A 16,715-nucleotide genomic window follows, 5' to 3' on the forward strand; every position below is an offset into this window, starting at 1 on the left:
GCTTGTCCCCGTCAGGGGCGGGTTTCCGGTAACAGGAGCTGTTAATGCCTGCTTTTCATTCACCTTCTGATCCGATAATCCTGCCGGCTTCAGAGACATTAACCCCGAAACAACAATCCCTCATCCGCGATTTGATCCGTGATGAATGTGACTACCGTGATCGTGACGCACTCTTCAAACTTTTGAGCGTGATAACGCTGCTTAAATTTGCAGGGATCTTAACGCTGGGTGTGTTGTTACTGGTTTTCCGGTTGTTATGGGGATAAAAGGAGACGAACCATGCTAATGATCTTTGTGACAGTGCTTTGGGGCGTGATTCGCTGGATTTCTTTGTCGTTTTACCATGTGCTGTCCTGGTTGTTACGGCGAAGACCGGTGAGGTTACCAGCAGCTCATGCGCGAAGACACACGGTGTATGCCGGTAAATGGCAACTTTCTGATGACGCGAAGTCGTGCGGGAGACCGGTTGTGGTCAGAGATAGACACAGCTACAAACCGGGTGTGGAGTTGCTGTATTTCGGTGAGGAGAGTCCGGAGCCGTTTTATGGCGAGCGGTACCTTATCGACGAAACGGAAGCGGTGGATTCGGCGCAACAGATGCTCACGCGTCTGCTGAGACAGCGTAGTTTGTCGAAAGCTTATGATGAGGCCGCATAATGGTCAATGAGACGTTGATTGCCGTTACCCGGGCGGTGATGCCAGCTGTGGCGATTGAAGAGCCAGTCTGGCTGCGAATGGTAAGTTATCCGTCTGCGCCAGAATATGAAACAGAGCGGTTTCATCAACTGATTTACCAGGCATTCAAAGCCTGGTCGGCAGCAAAGCCGGGAGTCTGTGAGGTGACGTTTGGTTTTTTCTGTTTGCCGCATGACGGCGACATGAAGGCCCCCTTATGGCAAGCGCTGCGGCTTAAACATGAATCTGATCGGTTGCTGATTGCGTTGGACGCCTAATTTATTGATCACCCTGACGGGGAAACCCGTGAGGGTTAACTCCGTCAGTCATTTTTTTACAACAGGAGTTAACCCTATGAGTACAATGACGACTAAAGAATACATTCGGGAATCGTCCCAGTCTCTGTCAGTGCAGGCGCTGACTGAACCGGAGATATTCAAAAAAACCCGTAGCCGGTTTAATCAGTGGTTGCAGGCACAATTCGACAATCACTATCACACGCTGAGAAATCATGGTTACCGCTGTTTTCTTGCTCGCCATCATCCGACCGAGCTTGAGCGTTACGATGAGGCTTCTGAAGCCTTACGGCGTGAGGAATTTCACCGGTTCAGTGAGTTGCAGACGCTGGGGCTGTTCCTGTATCAACAGGTTCAGTTAAAGGAGAAAAAACTCAGGCAGCGTCGTCGCTGGCTGTTGACCGGGATAGCATTGACGTCGCTGGTGACAGGCGTGTGTTTGATGTTTCACGCTTACGAAGTTGACTTGTCAGCAGTTTATCACTGGCTGACCGCGTTACCGGCCAGAATAGCTAATTATTTCATGCGCTAATTATTTATCCCCCGGGGAGAGACGACTCCCTGTGGAAGGGGCTCTTCCTTAATTTTAGACAGGAAAGATGATGACCCTTTCTTACCTACCGGATGATATCTGCCGGTTAATAACCCGACGTCTTACAGACAGCCTGGAAAGTGGATGGGCGCCCTGGCAAGCGGCCAGTGAGTACGGTTTGCCGCAGCATGCGCTGACCGGACAACCGTTTAGCGGTATCAATGTGCTGTTGCTCTGGCAAACTATGTTGCAGCGGCAGTTGATATCTAACCGCTGGTTAACCGGTGATGAGTTAAGAGCGTTAGGCGGATGGGTGGTCAACGGTGAAAAACCAACAACCATCGTCCGTTACCAGCCTTCAATGTCGCTGATACGTGTCATTAATCTGGAACAATGTGAAGGACTGCCGACAGAACTTCAACCCGGTTGTCCTTTACCTCCCCGTCCGGCTCCCGGTTTTACCGCTGTTCAGCAACTGGTGACGGCCAGTGGGATCCCGGTGGTTCATCGATCGGGCATCATGCCCGTTTACCGACCATGGCATGATCGTATTGAGCTGCCTGTCCAGCGGGACTACGTTGAAGATTCACAATACTGGCATGACTTGTTGCATCAACTGGTTTATGCCACTGGCCATCCGTCCCGGTTAAACCGCTTTGGCCTGACAACCCGAAGTGAGTTAGATGAAGCTCGGGAACAATGGGTGACAGCATTGGGCGCGGCGTTTGTGGCGGCATTAACCGGTGTTCGGGGTAACTCGGTCTATCCTGATAATACAGTACCCTGGGAACACGCTTTGGGTTCAGATCCGTGGTGGTTATTTCAGGTGGCTAATGATGCCCGCCGTGCCATGGATTATTTGCAAGACCGGAGACAGCAGTTACCGACCCAGGTGGAATTGTGGCAGCAGATAGCTACCGTGTTGCTCAGTGAGCACTATGGTTTGCCGCTGAATGACACCATGCTGGAATATGATGAGGTGGTTCAGCGCCATATTGATGAGGGTATCACACCGCTGATGGCTGTCAGTGCTTTAGCCCGAATATATCACTGGGAACGGCATGACCAGCCAGAAGGCAGGTTGTTTCCGGAAGAGTTGGGGCAGGCCAGCGAGGCATTGGCGTTATTCGCCAGCCAGCCATCGTATCTAAACTATGCTCGGATCCCGGTGACAGAACCCGCTGATACTGGTGAACCGGACAGATCATCACATTCTGAATGGTTGTTGTTACCGCCGGTGGCGTCTGACCGTGGTTATGCGGATGAAGATAATGATCCGCCTGACGATAACGTTGTGGCGCTGCCATTAGCGGCAACTTACCGGGAACCGAATCCACATAAACAGGCTTTTATCAGACTGTTTAACCAGATTGCACCCCATGAAAACCGCTGGCAGGTGTTCTGTGATTTTGTGCATATGGCCGCCTGTTCATTGTATAACGCGCTGTTGCAAAATGAGGAATTTGAAGCGGACTATATGCAGCGGGTTAAACGTTATTCCCGTGAAGATGCATTCCGGCTGAGTCGTTTGCTGAGTGAAGTTATTACGGGGCTGGAGTATGCAGTCGGTGATTTTCTGGGGGCTATTTTCATGGCGCTGGAATTAGGTCATGACCGGGCTGGTCAGTATTTTACGCCGTTTCCTGTCAGCCATATGATGGCCAGAATGCAGTTCACTGAAGGCTTGACGAAGTTGGGATCCGGAGAGCATGAATATATCACGGTGTCTGACCCGGCTTGTGGCGCCGGCGGGATGATTATTGCGATGCATCAGACTCTGCTGGAAGCGGGGTTTAATCCTCAGCAGCAGATGTTGGCGTTTTGTGTCGATATCGACCCGGTTGCCGCGATGATGACGTATATCCAACTGTCGTTGCTGGGTGTTCCGGCCGTGGTCACGGTAGGCAATTCACTCACTCATGTCATGTCTCAGCAAATGGTGACGCCAATGTACCATTTAGGCTTCTGGCAGTTCAAACGTCAGCGTCAGGAAGCTGAAGACGAAATAGTGATGCGCAAGGCTGGCTGACATCACATCTTTAATTCAAAGTCACCATTGGGTGGCATCACATTAACCCGATAGGGGATATCCCCTACAGGGGGAACCCCGTCAATCACGAGATTTCCCTTATGTCTTTATTACGTTTTTATATTCGGCATCAATTCGCAGAGCGAATGGGGCTGGAGCTGGATGACGACGCTATTTTCTATCTGTTTCATGAGAGCCAGGGAGATTACGTCAATACCTATATAAAGTTTACCAAAGAGTTACTTTTGCCCATCATGACTCATCTTTTGGACAGTTTGTCTGAGGATCCGGCAAACCGGGCCAGATGCAGAAATAGTGAGCGTATCCTGACGTTATGGATACGGGGAATGGATGCGATATCTCATGCTTATCAGGATCCGATGCTGATGCCCTATACCCATCCGGAAAGCAGTGGTCGTGTGGATACCCTTATCAGACCCGACACAGCCGTTTTGCTGAATATGTCGGCGGAGGAGTTTCTCCGTCTGACGGCACAGGATAACTTGCCGGAGGAGGAACAAATCACGCTGGAACAGTTCAGTAAAACGCAACAGTACTGGACACGTTTTATGGACTATTTGGATAAGCAGTTGACAGAAACGTGTCTGTATTGTTTTGAACGTTTGGGTCAATTTCTTCGTTACTTACAGGTTGAACCCCGTTTAATCCGGCGTTTTTCCTCCGCTATCGGTTACATCGATGTATTAATGGGGCCACAGGATTTGCACAATATTGAGGCAGAGGAATTTGAGTCAGGGTATCTCGAAGACTATATCGATGCGGTCTCCGATGGATTGATGACACCCGTCCAGTTTCGGGTTGATGTGGTATACAAAAATGATCGTGTGATAGAGAGTTTTCGATCAGATGTAGACATTGAAGATGTTAACAACCCAACAGTCAGAGATTATCGGGATGTGGTGGATGAGGCAATCACCTGGGTAGATGAGCAGTTTGTGCTGAAAACCCGTTCAGTGAACCTGTCTTCGCCAGTACAGAGGCTGGCAGCATAACTAAAATTTAACCCATTGGGGGAAATGTTCCCTCAATGGGAACGTTTCTCCTCAGGAGAACGACGATGTTACTTTTTAAGGCTAAAGACCTGAAGCCCGTGTTGCGGGAAGCGATAGCCCATCAGTGTGACGTGTTGCTGGTCAAGGATCAGGGCATTTATATCATGTCTGATATGGGTACGATGCAAAACGGCAGACATCTTGTCGCTTATGCGTGCGGTTATCATCCAGAGAAGGACGAAGGCTGGTATGAACGTGCCCGGGAGGCGGTGGGCGGAGATGATTTTGCGGAAAAGCTGGGTTTCTCCGTATTGACACTCAACCGGTTACTGAATGACAAATGTGATCTGAAGGTGACGCTGACAGCCACACAAATTATCACACAATTTTATCCCTGATTGCCGGGATGCCGGCAGTCATTTTCACCCTGACGGGCGTTATTTCCCGTCAGGGGATAACGCCCGTTTTTATTTCGGAGCGTTACTGATGAAAAAGATTAAGACCAAAACAGCCCCAAAAACTGTCCGCAAGAATAAAGTCGCCCGTCGTCATGGCAGGCGTTTCCGGCCTGATTTGTACCGGGTGATGACGGGCAGGATTATCGCGGCGTTTGGAAAAAGAAGGCGCCCTGATGTACAGGCCACAAAATTGTGGAGACCGGCTGTCCGGCTATAAATAATTCGGATAGGGCTATCCGAAAGCCGGATAGCCTTTTTTCACATCGCTGAACTTATCATCTGCCTGTGGGGGTATAGCCTTCACAGGGTATGCCCTGTTTCAGGTAAAAAAGAGGATTTTTTACTATGCCGAAGTGTTACGCCAATCGTTTGCATATCACAGGCCAACCTGACCAACTGGAGGCTCTGCAACAATGGGGATTGGGAGACGTCATTCCCTATTACGGGCAGGCTATCCATCAAAGTATTAAGCTGTTTGTCGCGGGCTGTGCCGGTCTTCTGCAACCCACTGAAACGACAGATTATCCACTTTATCTGGCGCTGGTAGCGCAGGGAAAAGGAGACGGCTCACCGGAAAACCAGGCGTTTGAGCAATGGCTGGCCTTGTTAAAAGAGAATGTTGCGCTTGATGAAGTCACCAGCCAACAGATTGACAGGCTATACCAACAAAGTGGTCTGGCTGCGCGAAAATGGGAGACGTTGCTCCCGGTAGCGCAGAAAACCATTATAGCTTTGTTTAACCAAAAGTCCTGCGACTGGTTCGGTCTGGTTGACTGGAACGGAGAGCATGACACGGAAATGCTGTGGTCTCATCTTGATGACAGGCTGACAGAGACAGTTCCTTGTGACTTGTTTCTGCTGATACCGACCCGTCTTGCGAGTGAAATCAATGGATTTTGCGGTGGATTGTTAAGGGATCACGAAACGACTCATGAGTTGTATTTCCGATTGTACGATATGGCACGGCCGCGAGGTTATGAAATAGCCTGGAAGTACAATGATGATGGTAGTCTGACCGGGGATTTTGATACAGCACCCTGGGAGCCATGGTATGAAAAAATTATGGTGCCTTTATCCAGGCAATATCACTGCCATATTACCCATTATTTTGAGGATGTCTGTGGCTTTTGTGGTTACGACAAGTACCAGAATGGGCAGTGGGAAGCTGGCAGCTTTGATGAGCTGGAATTTGGTGAGGAAGGTGAGGGCGGTATCCGTAAAGTGGTCGGGCCGGCCTACATTCTCGGCAATATTTCATATGACGGATGTTAGTGCGCTGACAATGTTATCCCGCAGGGAAATTCCTTGGGTGAATTGACATAAAAAACAGGTTCAGGTTTACCTGAGCGTCTGATAACACTACTGCCGGCGGATATGACGCCGGCGATTTACCCATTGGGGGAATATTCCTCTGAGGGGGAGTGTCCGGTTCTTGGGCCGAACAGGACGGAGATGAGAAATAAATCGATTGAAGTTGTTTTGTTTATCCCTGACACGTTTTGGTCTGAATCGGTAGTGCTTCCCAGATGCACTGGACACATTCTATTTCCCTTAATCCTTTCTTACATGAGCCGTCATTTGCCTTTTGTACTTATCATGATTGATTCAACGAAATAACCGGATACACGCTTCGTTTACCCGTGACGGAATTGGGAACGTTTGAATCATTGCGTGCGGTTTTCATTGATTAATTTTTATTCCCGGAAAAGAGTTTTGCCTTGTCCCTGTCAGAGGATGTATTAGGGTTTTGGGGAAAAAAGAGGAGATTAATCGTGTTGAAAAAAATTAACATCCTGCTGGCGGGAACATCCGCAGGAAAAAAGTCACTTCCACAACCCACCGCCATCCCAGAAACGGTCAAAGCAGGCTACTTTTTGCCGTCTGAGTCCAGACTGTTGCTGGATACTTCCCGGCGACGGCAGTGTTTACAGTGTCTGTGGGACAATAGCGCATTACCTAAAACACACTATCAGGCATTGTGGCTGGCCCCGTTACATGAGTGTGTTGCATTGATGCAACAACTTCCGGCGGCACCGCAGGGGTCTTATGCCCACCTGGGGGGCTTGATAGATGTGACTTTGCAATGTACTGCATTTGCCGTACGTTTGGCGAAAGGACAGATGTTACCGCCGGGTGTGGCCCCTGAGACGCAGGCAGAACAAAGTGTGATATGGAGCACGGTGGTGTTTTACGCTGCGTTATTTCATTTTTTACCTGTTTTGGCCCAGTTTGACGGGGAACTGGATGAAGGCCAACCCTGGTACCCGGGATTGGTTGTGCCGCAGGGGCCGTATCGTTTTCGGTTCAAAATTCCTCCCGTGGAGACGAGGGTTGGCTGTCATTTCGGGGTGTTACTCGCCGGACGATTGCTGCCGGCTAAGGCGTTGACCTGGCTGGCGTCAGTACCTCATGCCTTGCCTGCGCTGTTCTGTATTTTATCCGGTGATATGAAGGAAGATGACGTAATAAATCAGATAATGACAGAAGCTTTGAATAAAGCGGGCGCACCAACAATATCAGAAATATTATCTGTCACGGCGGCATCACCGCAAATGATTGTTTCAGGAAATCCTGATGTCTCTGCTACGCCTTTATCAACCGCAATGGACAGTGTTCTGCCTTCTCAGAGACGGCAGGAAGATAACCCGATGACTGAAATTGTTTCATCAGCCGTGAGGCCAGTTGATGAGATCTCTTCTGCCGTCATGACAGTCGCGCCGGAGCTGGGGATGCCGTCGGATGGGAGCACGCAACAGCTATTGTCATTAATGGGGATGAATGTTGCGGGCACAGTGACAGAACAGGTTATAGCGAGTGAAGCAGAAATCGTACCGCCAGACACGCCGGTGCCTTCACAACACGCGGTTCAGGCAACATGGCAGAACGAAAATGCGATTGAGACATCCTGTATTGGAGAGCAATTCTGGGATTGGTTGTCCGCTGGATTAAGGCATGGGGTAATGACCATTAATACGCCGGAAGCCCGGATACATCTGGTCAGTGGTTTTGTGTTTGTGAGTGCGCCGGCCATTTTCTTCCAGTTTCTCGGTGAGAAGAAACAGGCGGATGGCAAAGAGGTTAGCCAAAAATGGAAACGGGTACAAACCGCATTTGAGCGACTGGGACGACATCGAATCAGTGGTGGAAAGTGTTTTTGTTGCTGTCATCTTTATGATTCGGCTGATCGGACTGGCTCCTATCAACGTATTCATGGCTACTTAATCAAAAACACGTTGCTTTATCGTGACCGTTCTGTACCAGAGGATAGCCCTTTTCTCATGATTTCATGAGAAAGCATCTTTAATAACAATATGTTATTTTCTGCGCCCCGCAATGGGTTTTTAAATTGATGAAGTGAGGAAGTAGAGATGGACAGTATGACCTGGGATAACCTGCTGGATGAGTATTTCTTTGCCAAAATGTTGCGGCCGGATACGGAGTCAAGTTATCGCAAGGTGGTGAATACCTTCCAGGTGTTTGCAGGTGTGGACAATCGGCCTGCTCAAGTGACCCGACAACAGGTGCTGGCGTGGCGCAGATATGTGTTGCATCAGTCTGGCCTGAAAGGTGTGACCTGGAACAGTAAGATTGCGCATATGCGGGCGGTGTTTAATTTTGCGATAGAAGAAAAAATACTGCCCCAAACGGAAAACCCCTTTAATGGTGTGGTGGTCAATGCGAACAAAAATAAAAAGAAAACATTGACCAAAAAACAACTGACGGCCTTGTATCTCACGATGGGGCAATTTGAAGAGCGGGAGCGACAGGCAGGGGATAACCATCGTGCCCGCTGTGCATTATATCCGACCTGGTATTGGCTGACGGTACTGGATACATTGCGTTATACTGGGATGCGGCAAAATCAGCTATTACATATTCGGCTTGGAGATGTTGATCTGAAAGAACGCCGGATTATTCTTTGCTCCGAGGGGAGTAAGAACCATTATGAACACTTGGTGCCGGTGGTGAAATGATTGTATCCGCGACTGGAAGTTTTGCTGGAACGTGCCCTGGCGGCTGGGGCAAAACTGAGTGATCCTCTGTTCTGTGTGAACTATTTTACCGCCAAAACAGACAGAGGAAGTGAAACCGACCAGTTACAGACGATAAAATCATTCTTTCGGCGCTTATCAAAAGAGTGTGGATTTGATGTGGGTCCACACCGTTTCCGGCATACCCTGGCAACTGAACTGATGAAAGCGCCTGATCGTAATTTGCAAATGGTGCGCGGATTACTGGGGCATCGCAGTATTGCCACGACGATGGAATATATTGATATCAATCTGGATACTGCCGGACGTGCGCTGGAGCGCGAATTGATGCTGTATATCGATGTTGAGCCAGAGAGAAGCGAAATGTTAATCGGATAAAACAGAATATTCCCGCTGTTGCTTGAATCTGTCTTTTTCTGCATAAATCATTCCCTGTCGCAAGATGGGGAATTTTTTTGAACCGATGCAATCACCCATAATTAACTTTCTTCTGATCAATGAGGAAAGTTGAGTAACCAACATACAACATCGTGTTAATTAATTCATTGATTTTAGTTTGGATGGCTTGACAGTTGCAATAGAACTTGTAAATATTGCGCTCGAACGAAAAATGGATATCTGATTTCTCAGATACCCTGAATCTAGAACCCCTTTAATTAACATCGAAATATTGCATGATTGAATAATGCCACGCGATGCATTTTTAGGTCCCAGTATCGAACGCTTGTTGAGCTTTTTCATCTCTCAAATCAACGTGTTTTGAATTGGTGCCCGGAGGCGGAATCGAACCACCGACACGAGGATTTTCAATCCTCTGCTCTACCGACTGAGCTATCCGGGCAACGGGGCGCATTAAACCGTATTCGGTAGAGCCCGTCAATAGATTTCTTTGGAAATAGTGACTTGTGCTTTGAAATTATTCGATTGGCTAGAAATATAAGCAAAATAATAACGGAGAGTAGAAAATTTGCTCTCCGTTATTTTCTTAATATTTTAATGTGTTAATGATGGTAGTTTTTCTGGGCAGTATTGACTTTCATCAGGTAGCGACGTGATTCTGCCGATGGATGTTTGGTTGTCAGGGTTTCATAAACGTCACCCGGTGCCATGTTATTAATAATTTGAGCCGCTTTTTTCTTATCGCTAGAAAATACTCTTAATACACTACCGGCACCACCGTTGTAAGCCGTTATTACTGCGTAGCGGCGAGATGTTGCATTAGTGATATCAACCAGATAACTGTTTTGTAATATCGATAAATATGCAGTGCCGGCATCGATGTTATTTCCTGGATCAAATAGATAACTACGGCTTGGTTGCCCTGATTTACCTTTCATTTTAAAGACATCACGGCCAGCAGTATGTTGTACAACTTGCATCAATCCAAGCGCATCAGAACGGCTGACTGCATAAGGGTTGAAGCTGGATTCTATTTGCATAATTGCCAAAATTAGGGATTCATCTATGCCATATTTAATGGAAGCTTGACGAATCAGTGGCAGATATTTATGAGCACGTTTGTCCAAATGGTTTGGTACCAGTTGTATAGTGACAGACCAAATGACATGTAAACCGGATTGGCGTTTTTGTAATTTGTTGGCAATCAGATAATCTGCAAAGTGTGTTGCTCGCCATTCCCAACGAATCGGTTGACCATTATTGTCCATAACTTGTCCGTAAAGGAAAGGTTCTTTACTGATCTGAATATCGTTAGTGTCAGAATAAAGATCAACGGAACCTGGATCATCACCCATTAATAAGGTCGTGATAATGGCCTTGCGTAAATAGGTTGTAGGGTCAATTGGAGAAATTGTCTCAATCGTGATCGTTCCAGCTTCAAAATTGATATGGCTGCGGGTCCGGTATTGATCGGTATATTTAACGTAGTCCTTTGGGCCTGCAATTAATACTTCATGCAACCCCCAAATGTTCTCAATGTTATGAGCAAACTGGCCCATCAAAATATCAAAACCATTGGTATCTTTTATATATTCTTCGCGGTATTCACTATTTTTGTTGCTGGTACAGGAAATAAGAATTGGGGCAATAACAAACAACGCTAACAGTTTTTTCATCTTACATTGCCATCTGGTGTTGAATACAACATCAGAGCCAGTGGCTCTGATGAAAGCTAAATATTATTTTTCTGGTGGGGTATATCCATCAATTTGAATATCATGACCTTCGAACAGGAATTTGGTCATTTCCTGTTCAAGTAGTTTGCGATCTTCCGGGTTCATGGTGTTGAGTTTTTTCTCATTGATCAGCATGGTTTGTTTGCTCATCCATTGTCCCCACGCTTCTTTGGAAATTTCATTGAAAATGCGTTTGCCCAATTCGCCCGGATAAAGCTGAAAATCCAGTCCTTCGGCTTCACGTTGTAAGAAAGTACAAAAAACAGTTCTGCTCATAATAAATCCTCAAAATAGTGGGAGTGGGATTCAGCTCAGTTGCTGTAATAGATATTCAACTGGTGCTGCCAGCCCAACAGTTGCGGGTTGCTGTAAGTTATACCAAAGTCCTGTATTTTCATCCATGCAGGTAGTAAAGGATAAGATATTTATTTTTATCGGCACAATATCTAGATGAAAATGGCTAAATGTGTGGCGGAATGCGGTGAGTTGTTCATGTTTACTGTGAGAAATACCTGATTGTTCTAGCCATCCGTTTAGCAAATCCATGCTTTCAAACTGAGGAAACGCAAACAAACCACCCCAGATCCCTGTTGGTGGGCGTTGTTCTAGCCAGACAGAATCATTATTCTGCATCAGCAAGAAATAAGCTGTTTTCTCAGGAATGCTCTGTTTAGGTTTTTTACCGGGATATTTTGTCCAGCTATGGTTAGCGTAAGAGATACATCCTTGATTTAATGGGCAGATTTCACATTTCGGCTTGCTGCGAGTGCAAACCATTGCGCCTAAATCCATTATGGCCTGATTAAAATATTCCACCTCTTGTACTGGCGTTACATTGGTGCTGATTTGCCAGAGGCTGCTTTCGACCTCTTTTTTACCCGGCCAACCTTCCACGGCATAACAGCGGGCCAATACCCGTTTAACATTGCCATCAAGAATGGGGAAATGTTTACCTTGAGAAAGTGAAAGAATTGCGCCTGCTGTTGAACGACCAACACCGGGTAGGGCAACCACATCTTCAAAAGTTGTCGGGAATTTCCCTTGGTGCTGCTCCACAATCTGTTGTGCTGCTTTATGTAAATTACGAGCGCGGGCGTAGTAACCAAGACCGGTCCATAAATGAAGGACTTCATCAAGGGGGGCTGCGGCAAGTAAAGTCACATCGGGAAAACGTGAAATAAAGCGCTGAAAATAGGGAATGACCGTCGCAACCTGAGTTTGTTGCAACATCACTTCTGAAAGCCAGACGTGGTAAGAGGTCTTTTCCAGTTGCCAGGGCAGGGTTTTACGACCGTAACTATGGTACCAATCCAGTACCACTTTGGAGAATTGCTTTGCTTCCATCATTGGGATAATTATCTTTAGGGAATATCAGTGTTTCGTGAACAGGATTGCAACATAGTGTTACTTCACTGTAAACCGGAACTTTGTTTTTGCAGCACTGCGCAATCTGGGATTAAAATTGTACTTGTCATTATTGGACTTGCTAAAATCGCCCATCTTTGGATAATGCGCTCTCTTTAGGTGGTTTGCCGGTAAAGCAGCCATAATTGCCTGAATAAATGTCTTTAAAACTGACAGAAATACCATGATAAATAACGTAATTTCGCCGGAATTTGATGAAAATGGCAGGCCATTGCGCCGTGTTAGGAGTTTTGTTCGTCGTCAAGGCCGGTTAACTAATCGTCAGCAACAAGCACTTGATGATCTCTGGCCAAAAATGGGTGTTGAATATCAGACGGAAAAGCTAGATATGAAGGCACTTTTTGGGCGTGAAGCCCCCATTGTGCTGGAAATTGGCTTTGGTATGGGAGCATCACTTGTCACTATGGCAAGCCAGAATCCCGATAAAAACTTTCTTGGAATTGAAGTTCATGTACCTGGTGTCGGTGCTTGTCTGGCTTCCGCTGAAGATGAAAATATCGGTAACTTGCGGGTGATGTGCCATGATGCGATTGAAGTGCTGGAAAACATGATCCCGGATAATAGTTTGGAAATGGTACAGCTTTTCTTTCCGGATCCGTGGCATAAAGCACGTCATAATAAACGCAGGATTGTACAGCCACCATTTGTGGAACTGATAAAAAGCAAGTTGAAAGCGGGGGGCGTATTCCATATGGCGACTGACTGGCAGCCATATGCTGAACATATGTTGGAAGTGATGAATGGCGTAGATAATTACCTTAATTTGTCTGAAAATGGTGATTATGTGCCGCGTCCATCTTCACGCCCGATAACGAAATTTGAATTGCGCGGTCAGCGGTTGGGGCATGGCGTATGGGACATAATGTTTAAGAGGATTAAGTAATGGCTAAAAACCGCAGTCGTCGTTTGCGTAAAAAGATGCATATTGATGAATTTAAAGAGTTGGGTTTTTCTGTTAAGTGGAATTTCCCATCTAATACACCTGTAGATGTTATCGATAGCACTGTTGATGCATTTATTGATGAGCTGATTGAATCCAATGGCTTAGCATTGGATGCCAGCGGTTATCTGAATTGGGAAGGCTTAATCTGTTTGCAAAAAATTGGTAAGTGTACAGAAGAACACCGCCAATTGGTTGAAAAATGGCTGAAAGATCGCGGTATGGAAGATGTTATGACCTCTGAATTGTTTGATGTTTGGTGGGATTGATTAATCTATACCCTATGGATTTCAAGATGCATCGCGACGGCAAGGGAGTGAATCCCCGGGAGCATAGATAACGATGTGACCGGGGTGAGCGAGCGCAGCCAACAAAGAGGCAACTTGAAAGATAACGGGTATATCGCTATAAAATAGCTTGCGTGAATCACAACAGGGGCACCTTTAATCGGTGCCCCTGTCTGGAGTAAAATCAGTGAGTACAACGTTCTCTAATACGTTATTGTCGGATATTTTGCGACAAGTTCGTCCCTTGCTTGGCCAAGGGAAAGTAGCAAATTATATTCCTGCACTGGCGGAAGTTCCTGCTGATAATCTGGCAATAGCTATCTGTACCATCGATGGGCAGATATTTCATGCAGGAGATGCTGAGAAGCGTTTTTCGATTCAATCTATTTCTAAAATATTAAGTCTGACTTTAGCCATGACACGTTATCAGGAACAAGAGATCTGGCAGCGAGTCGGGCAGGAACCTTCTGGTCAGCCATTTAATTCACTAGTTCAGTTGGAACTGGAAAAAGGCAAACCTCGTAACCCTTTTATTAACGCGGGTGCATTAATTGTATGTGACATGTTGCAGTCGCGATTGAGTGCACCTAAACAGCGTATGCTGGAAGTGGTGCGCAAACTTGCTGGTTGTCCTGATATTTGTTACGACAGCAAAGTTGCCCGTTCTGAAATGGAACATTCTCACCGCAATGCAGCGATTGCCTATCTGATGAAATCCTTCGGTAATTTCGATAACGATGTGCTCGCGGTACTGCAAACTTATTTTCATTATTGCGCTTTGAAAATGAACTGTATTGAGCTTGCTAAATGTTTCATTTATTTGGCGAATCAGGGGAGTACGATAGGTTCTGAGCAGCAGATTCTTAGTCCTCGTCAGGCCCGGCAGATTAATGCACTGATGATGACCTGTGGTATGTATGATGGTTCCGGTGAATTTGCATTCAGGATTGGTATGCCAGGAAAATCGGGTGTTGGTGGTGGGATCGTGTGTGTCGTGCCGGGAGAGTTTACAGTTACTGTCTGGTCACCGGAATTGGATCGATCGGGGAACTCTTTGGCCGGTTGCGCTGCCCTAGAATTGTTAGCCGATCGTGTTGGGCGATCCATTTTTTAACTCTCAGGTGATTTTCTTAGGAGAAAACATGTTACGCAAAATTATCATTGCTGCATCTTTGCTATTTGTTGCTCAGACTCAAGCAGGTTATGAATGCCAGGTAAATCCACAGAATGACATTATTATTACTTCTCAATCAGTTCAAGTTGTGGGGGCAAGTGGCAATCTCCAGATTTCACCTGATGGTTCAGTAATTCGTGATGGTAGGAACTTAAGTTTAAATACAGAACAGCGTCAGAAAGCACAACGTTATCAGCAGGCTTTGCGGCAGGATTTGCCTTGGATTAAACAAGAAACCGGAAGACACCTGATAACGGCCCGTAAATCCTTGGATAAAGTCGTAGTAGATACTATCGGTAAGGATAGCAATGTGCGTAATCGGTTGTCTGATCTTGAGTCAGGGCTCAATCAGCAAATAAACCGAATTATTGAAACTCGCTCTGATGGCATGGCATTCCACCATCAAGCGATTAAGCAGGTTGAAAAAGATAGCCGTAGCTTAATTGAGCAAAGTCTTGGTGGAGTGTTACAGGACAGTATTAATGAGATTGGCAATAAGCAATTTAGCCTAAATGGTGATAATAATCAGGCACTACAATCTTTGCTTGGTAGTTTGGGTGGATTGCAGAATAATTTGAAAGCTGAATGGCGGGCTCAGGAGGAAGATTTCCAGCGTTTTGGCAAAGAGGTTTGCGGTAAGATCAGTGGCCTTGAGCAACAACGAATTGAATTACTGAATTTTATTAAATAGTTGCTGATAATCACAAATAAGAATCAATTTGAAATTGATTCTTATTTAGATTGACATATTTTTTTCGCTACCTAGAATGCAAATGCTTACTAAATATTCTTTCTTGGAGTGCAATATATGAAAAAGATAATCCCCGTCGTTCTGGTATCGTTATTTGCTGTTGCAAGCCATTCCGCATTTAGTCAGAAATCTGCTGTAGTTACACCAAATGCTGTTACAGCTCAGGCTGATGATAAGGTTATAGTTAAGCACCTTTCCGGTGAAACTGAGGTCAAAAAGAATCCTCAGAAAGTTGTTTTATTTGATTTCGGCACTTATGATTCATTAGTTAAATTAGGTTTATCAGATAGGGTTGTTGCATTACCTACTGGTAATACGCCTGAATATCTCCGTAATAGCTTACCTAAAGAGGTAGAAAATGCGGGGGGGATGAAAGATCCTAATCTGGAAAAACTGGCGCAACTTAAACCTGATTTGATCGTTATTACTGGTCGTCAAGGTTCTTTCTATGAAAAACTGTCAAAAATAGCACCGACAATTAATTTGGGAACTGATAGCAAAAATTATTTGGTTTCAGTTGAAAGTAACATAACGTTATTAGGTGAATTATTTAGTAAACAGAGTGAAGTGAAAGATCAGATTGCCGATCTGGAAAAAACTATTGCTAAAGCTCAGGATAAAGCTAAATCTGCTGATGCAAAAGTTTTAGTATTGCTGCATAACGCAGATAAATTAATGCTGAATAACCAGAGTGTCGTGTATGACGTGGTTAAGGCACAGAAAGCGGAATTAGCTATTCCTGCTGGTGAAAATAAAACCAAACGCGTTGTAGTGACTTCTGATATGATTGCTCAAGCCAATCCAGATGTGATTTTAATTATTGACCGCAGTGAAGCAATTGGTGCTGGTAAGCTAGATAAAGCGAAGTTTGAAGATGATAAAGTGAAATCCACTTCAGCGTACAAGAATGGCAAAATTACTTATCTGAAGTCTGATCTGTGGTATTTGTCTGGCGGTGGTTTGGAAAGTCTGTCAGCACAAGTTAATGCGGTGGCTGATGCCCTTTAA

Annotated in this window: 18 protein-coding genes, 1 tRNA gene and 1 pseudogene; 16 read left to right on the forward strand and 4 right to left on the reverse strand. The window is 45.8% G+C overall.

Annotation, left to right across the window (positions count from 1 at the left end; all coding sequences use genetic code 11):
* The first annotated feature begins 44 nt into the window (after positions 1-44).
* From LGZ98_RS11285 to LGZ98_RS11335, 11 genes and pseudogenes are all read left to right on the forward strand, one after another.
* Positions 45-266: a hypothetical protein gene (locus tag LGZ98_RS11285; RefSeq protein WP_036776922.1), complete on the forward strand. Its 222-nt coding sequence runs from the start codon at positions 45-47 to the stop codon at positions 264-266.
* Positions 267-279: 13 nt separating this feature from the next.
* Entirely contained in the window at positions 280-657 is a 378-nt protein-coding gene (locus LGZ98_RS11290) for a hypothetical protein (protein WP_113043263.1), read from the forward strand.
* 38 nt (positions 658-695) lie between these two features.
* Positions 696-953 carry a hypothetical protein gene (locus tag LGZ98_RS11295; protein ID WP_228901437.1) on the forward strand — a complete coding sequence of 86 codons (258 nt, stop codon included), beginning with the start codon at positions 696-698 and terminating at the stop codon, positions 951-953.
* 76 nt (positions 954-1,029) lie between these two features.
* Positions 1,030-1,503 carry a hypothetical protein gene (locus tag LGZ98_RS11300; RefSeq protein WP_113043265.1) on the forward strand — a complete coding sequence of 158 codons (474 nt, stop codon included), beginning with the start codon at positions 1,030-1,032 and terminating at the stop codon, positions 1,501-1,503.
* A 70-nt stretch (positions 1,504-1,573) separates the two neighbouring features.
* Positions 1,574-3,532 carry a TA system toxin CbtA family protein gene (locus LGZ98_RS11305; RefSeq protein WP_229015708.1) on the forward strand — a complete coding sequence of 653 codons (1,959 nt, stop codon included), beginning with the start codon at positions 1,574-1,576 and terminating at the stop codon, positions 3,530-3,532.
* A 101-nt stretch (positions 3,533-3,633) separates the two neighbouring features.
* The gene (locus tag LGZ98_RS11310; RefSeq protein ID WP_113043267.1) at positions 3,634-4,545 is read left to right on the forward strand and encodes a hypothetical protein; all 912 of its coding nucleotides are present in this window, start codon (positions 3,634-3,636) and stop codon (positions 4,543-4,545) included.
* Between the two features lie 65 nt (positions 4,546-4,610).
* Positions 4,611-4,943: a DUF3085 domain-containing protein gene (locus tag LGZ98_RS11315; protein ID WP_065391120.1), complete on the forward strand. Its 333-nt coding sequence runs from the start codon at positions 4,611-4,613 to the stop codon at positions 4,941-4,943.
* Positions 4,944-5,031: 88 nt separating this feature from the next.
* Positions 5,032-5,220 (forward strand): hypothetical protein, encoded by a 189-nt coding sequence (locus tag LGZ98_RS11320; protein ID WP_082300852.1) that lies wholly within the window; start codon positions 5,032-5,034, stop codon positions 5,218-5,220.
* A gap of 128 nt (positions 5,221-5,348) precedes the next feature.
* The gene (locus LGZ98_RS11325; protein ID WP_113043268.1) at positions 5,349-6,275 is read left to right on the forward strand and encodes a DUF1281 domain-containing protein; all 927 of its coding nucleotides are present in this window, start codon (positions 5,349-5,351) and stop codon (positions 6,273-6,275) included.
* A gap of 500 nt (positions 6,276-6,775) precedes the next feature.
* Positions 6,776-8,293, forward strand: coding sequence for a conjugal transfer nickase/helicase domain-containing protein (locus LGZ98_RS11330; protein ID WP_262978099.1), 1,518 nt, complete (start codon positions 6,776-6,778; stop codon positions 8,291-8,293).
* A 78-nt stretch (positions 8,294-8,371) separates the two neighbouring features.
* Positions 8,372-9,373 (forward strand): annotated as a pseudogene (locus LGZ98_RS11335) (tyrosine-type recombinase/integrase).
* Positions 9,374-9,760: 387 nt separating this feature from the next.
* Here the strand turns inward: LGZ98_RS11335 and LGZ98_RS11340 are convergent.
* From LGZ98_RS11340 to mutY, 4 genes are all read right to left on the reverse strand, one after another.
* Positions 9,761-9,836: transfer RNA gene (locus tag LGZ98_RS11340), tRNA-Phe, on the reverse strand.
* A gap of 160 nt (positions 9,837-9,996) precedes the next feature.
* Positions 9,997-11,070 (reverse strand): membrane-bound lytic murein transglycosylase MltC, encoded by a 1,074-nt coding sequence (gene mltC, locus LGZ98_RS11345; RefSeq protein ID WP_112878762.1) that lies wholly within the window; start codon positions 11,068-11,070, stop codon positions 9,997-9,999.
* Between the two features lie 63 nt (positions 11,071-11,133).
* Positions 11,134-11,406, reverse strand: a complete 273-nt coding sequence (locus tag LGZ98_RS11350; protein WP_112896809.1) for an oxidative damage protection protein — start codon at positions 11,404-11,406, stop codon at positions 11,134-11,136.
* A gap of 30 nt (positions 11,407-11,436) precedes the next feature.
* On the reverse strand, positions 11,437-12,477 hold the full coding sequence (mutY, locus tag LGZ98_RS11355; protein ID WP_262978100.1) for an A/G-specific adenine glycosylase: 1,041 nt from the start codon (positions 12,475-12,477) through the stop codon (positions 11,437-11,439).
* A gap of 241 nt (positions 12,478-12,718) precedes the next feature.
* Between mutY and trmB the strand changes: the two genes are divergently transcribed.
* The 5 genes from trmB to LGZ98_RS11380 all read left to right on the forward strand — a co-directional run bounded on the left by trmB (position 12,719) and on the right by LGZ98_RS11380 (position 16,715).
* Complete coding sequence (gene trmB, locus LGZ98_RS11360) at positions 12,719-13,438, forward strand: tRNA (guanosine(46)-N7)-methyltransferase TrmB (protein WP_262978101.1); 720 nt, start codon at positions 12,719-12,721, stop codon at positions 13,436-13,438.
* A complete protein-coding gene (locus LGZ98_RS11365) occupies positions 13,438-13,764 on the forward strand; it encodes a YggL family protein (RefSeq protein ID WP_113043272.1) in 327 nt (108 codons plus the stop codon). The genes trmB and LGZ98_RS11365 overlap by 1 nt, the downstream gene beginning before the upstream one ends.
* Before the next feature lie 205 nt (positions 13,765-13,969).
* Entirely contained in the window at positions 13,970-14,896 is a 927-nt protein-coding gene (gene glsB, locus LGZ98_RS11370; protein WP_113043273.1) for a glutaminase B, read from the forward strand.
* 28 nt (positions 14,897-14,924) lie between these two features.
* A complete protein-coding gene (locus LGZ98_RS11375) occupies positions 14,925-15,647 on the forward strand; it encodes a YggN family protein (RefSeq protein ID WP_113043274.1) in 723 nt (240 codons plus the stop codon).
* 117 nt (positions 15,648-15,764) lie between these two features.
* Positions 15,765-16,715, forward strand: coding sequence for a siderophore ABC transporter substrate-binding protein (locus tag LGZ98_RS11380; RefSeq protein WP_262978102.1), 951 nt, complete (start codon positions 15,765-15,767; stop codon positions 16,713-16,715).

The sequence above is a fragment of the Photorhabdus kayaii genome, assembly GCF_025384895.1.
In the GTDB taxonomy this organism is placed as follows: domain Bacteria; phylum Pseudomonadota; class Gammaproteobacteria; order Enterobacterales; family Enterobacteriaceae; genus Photorhabdus; species Photorhabdus kayaii.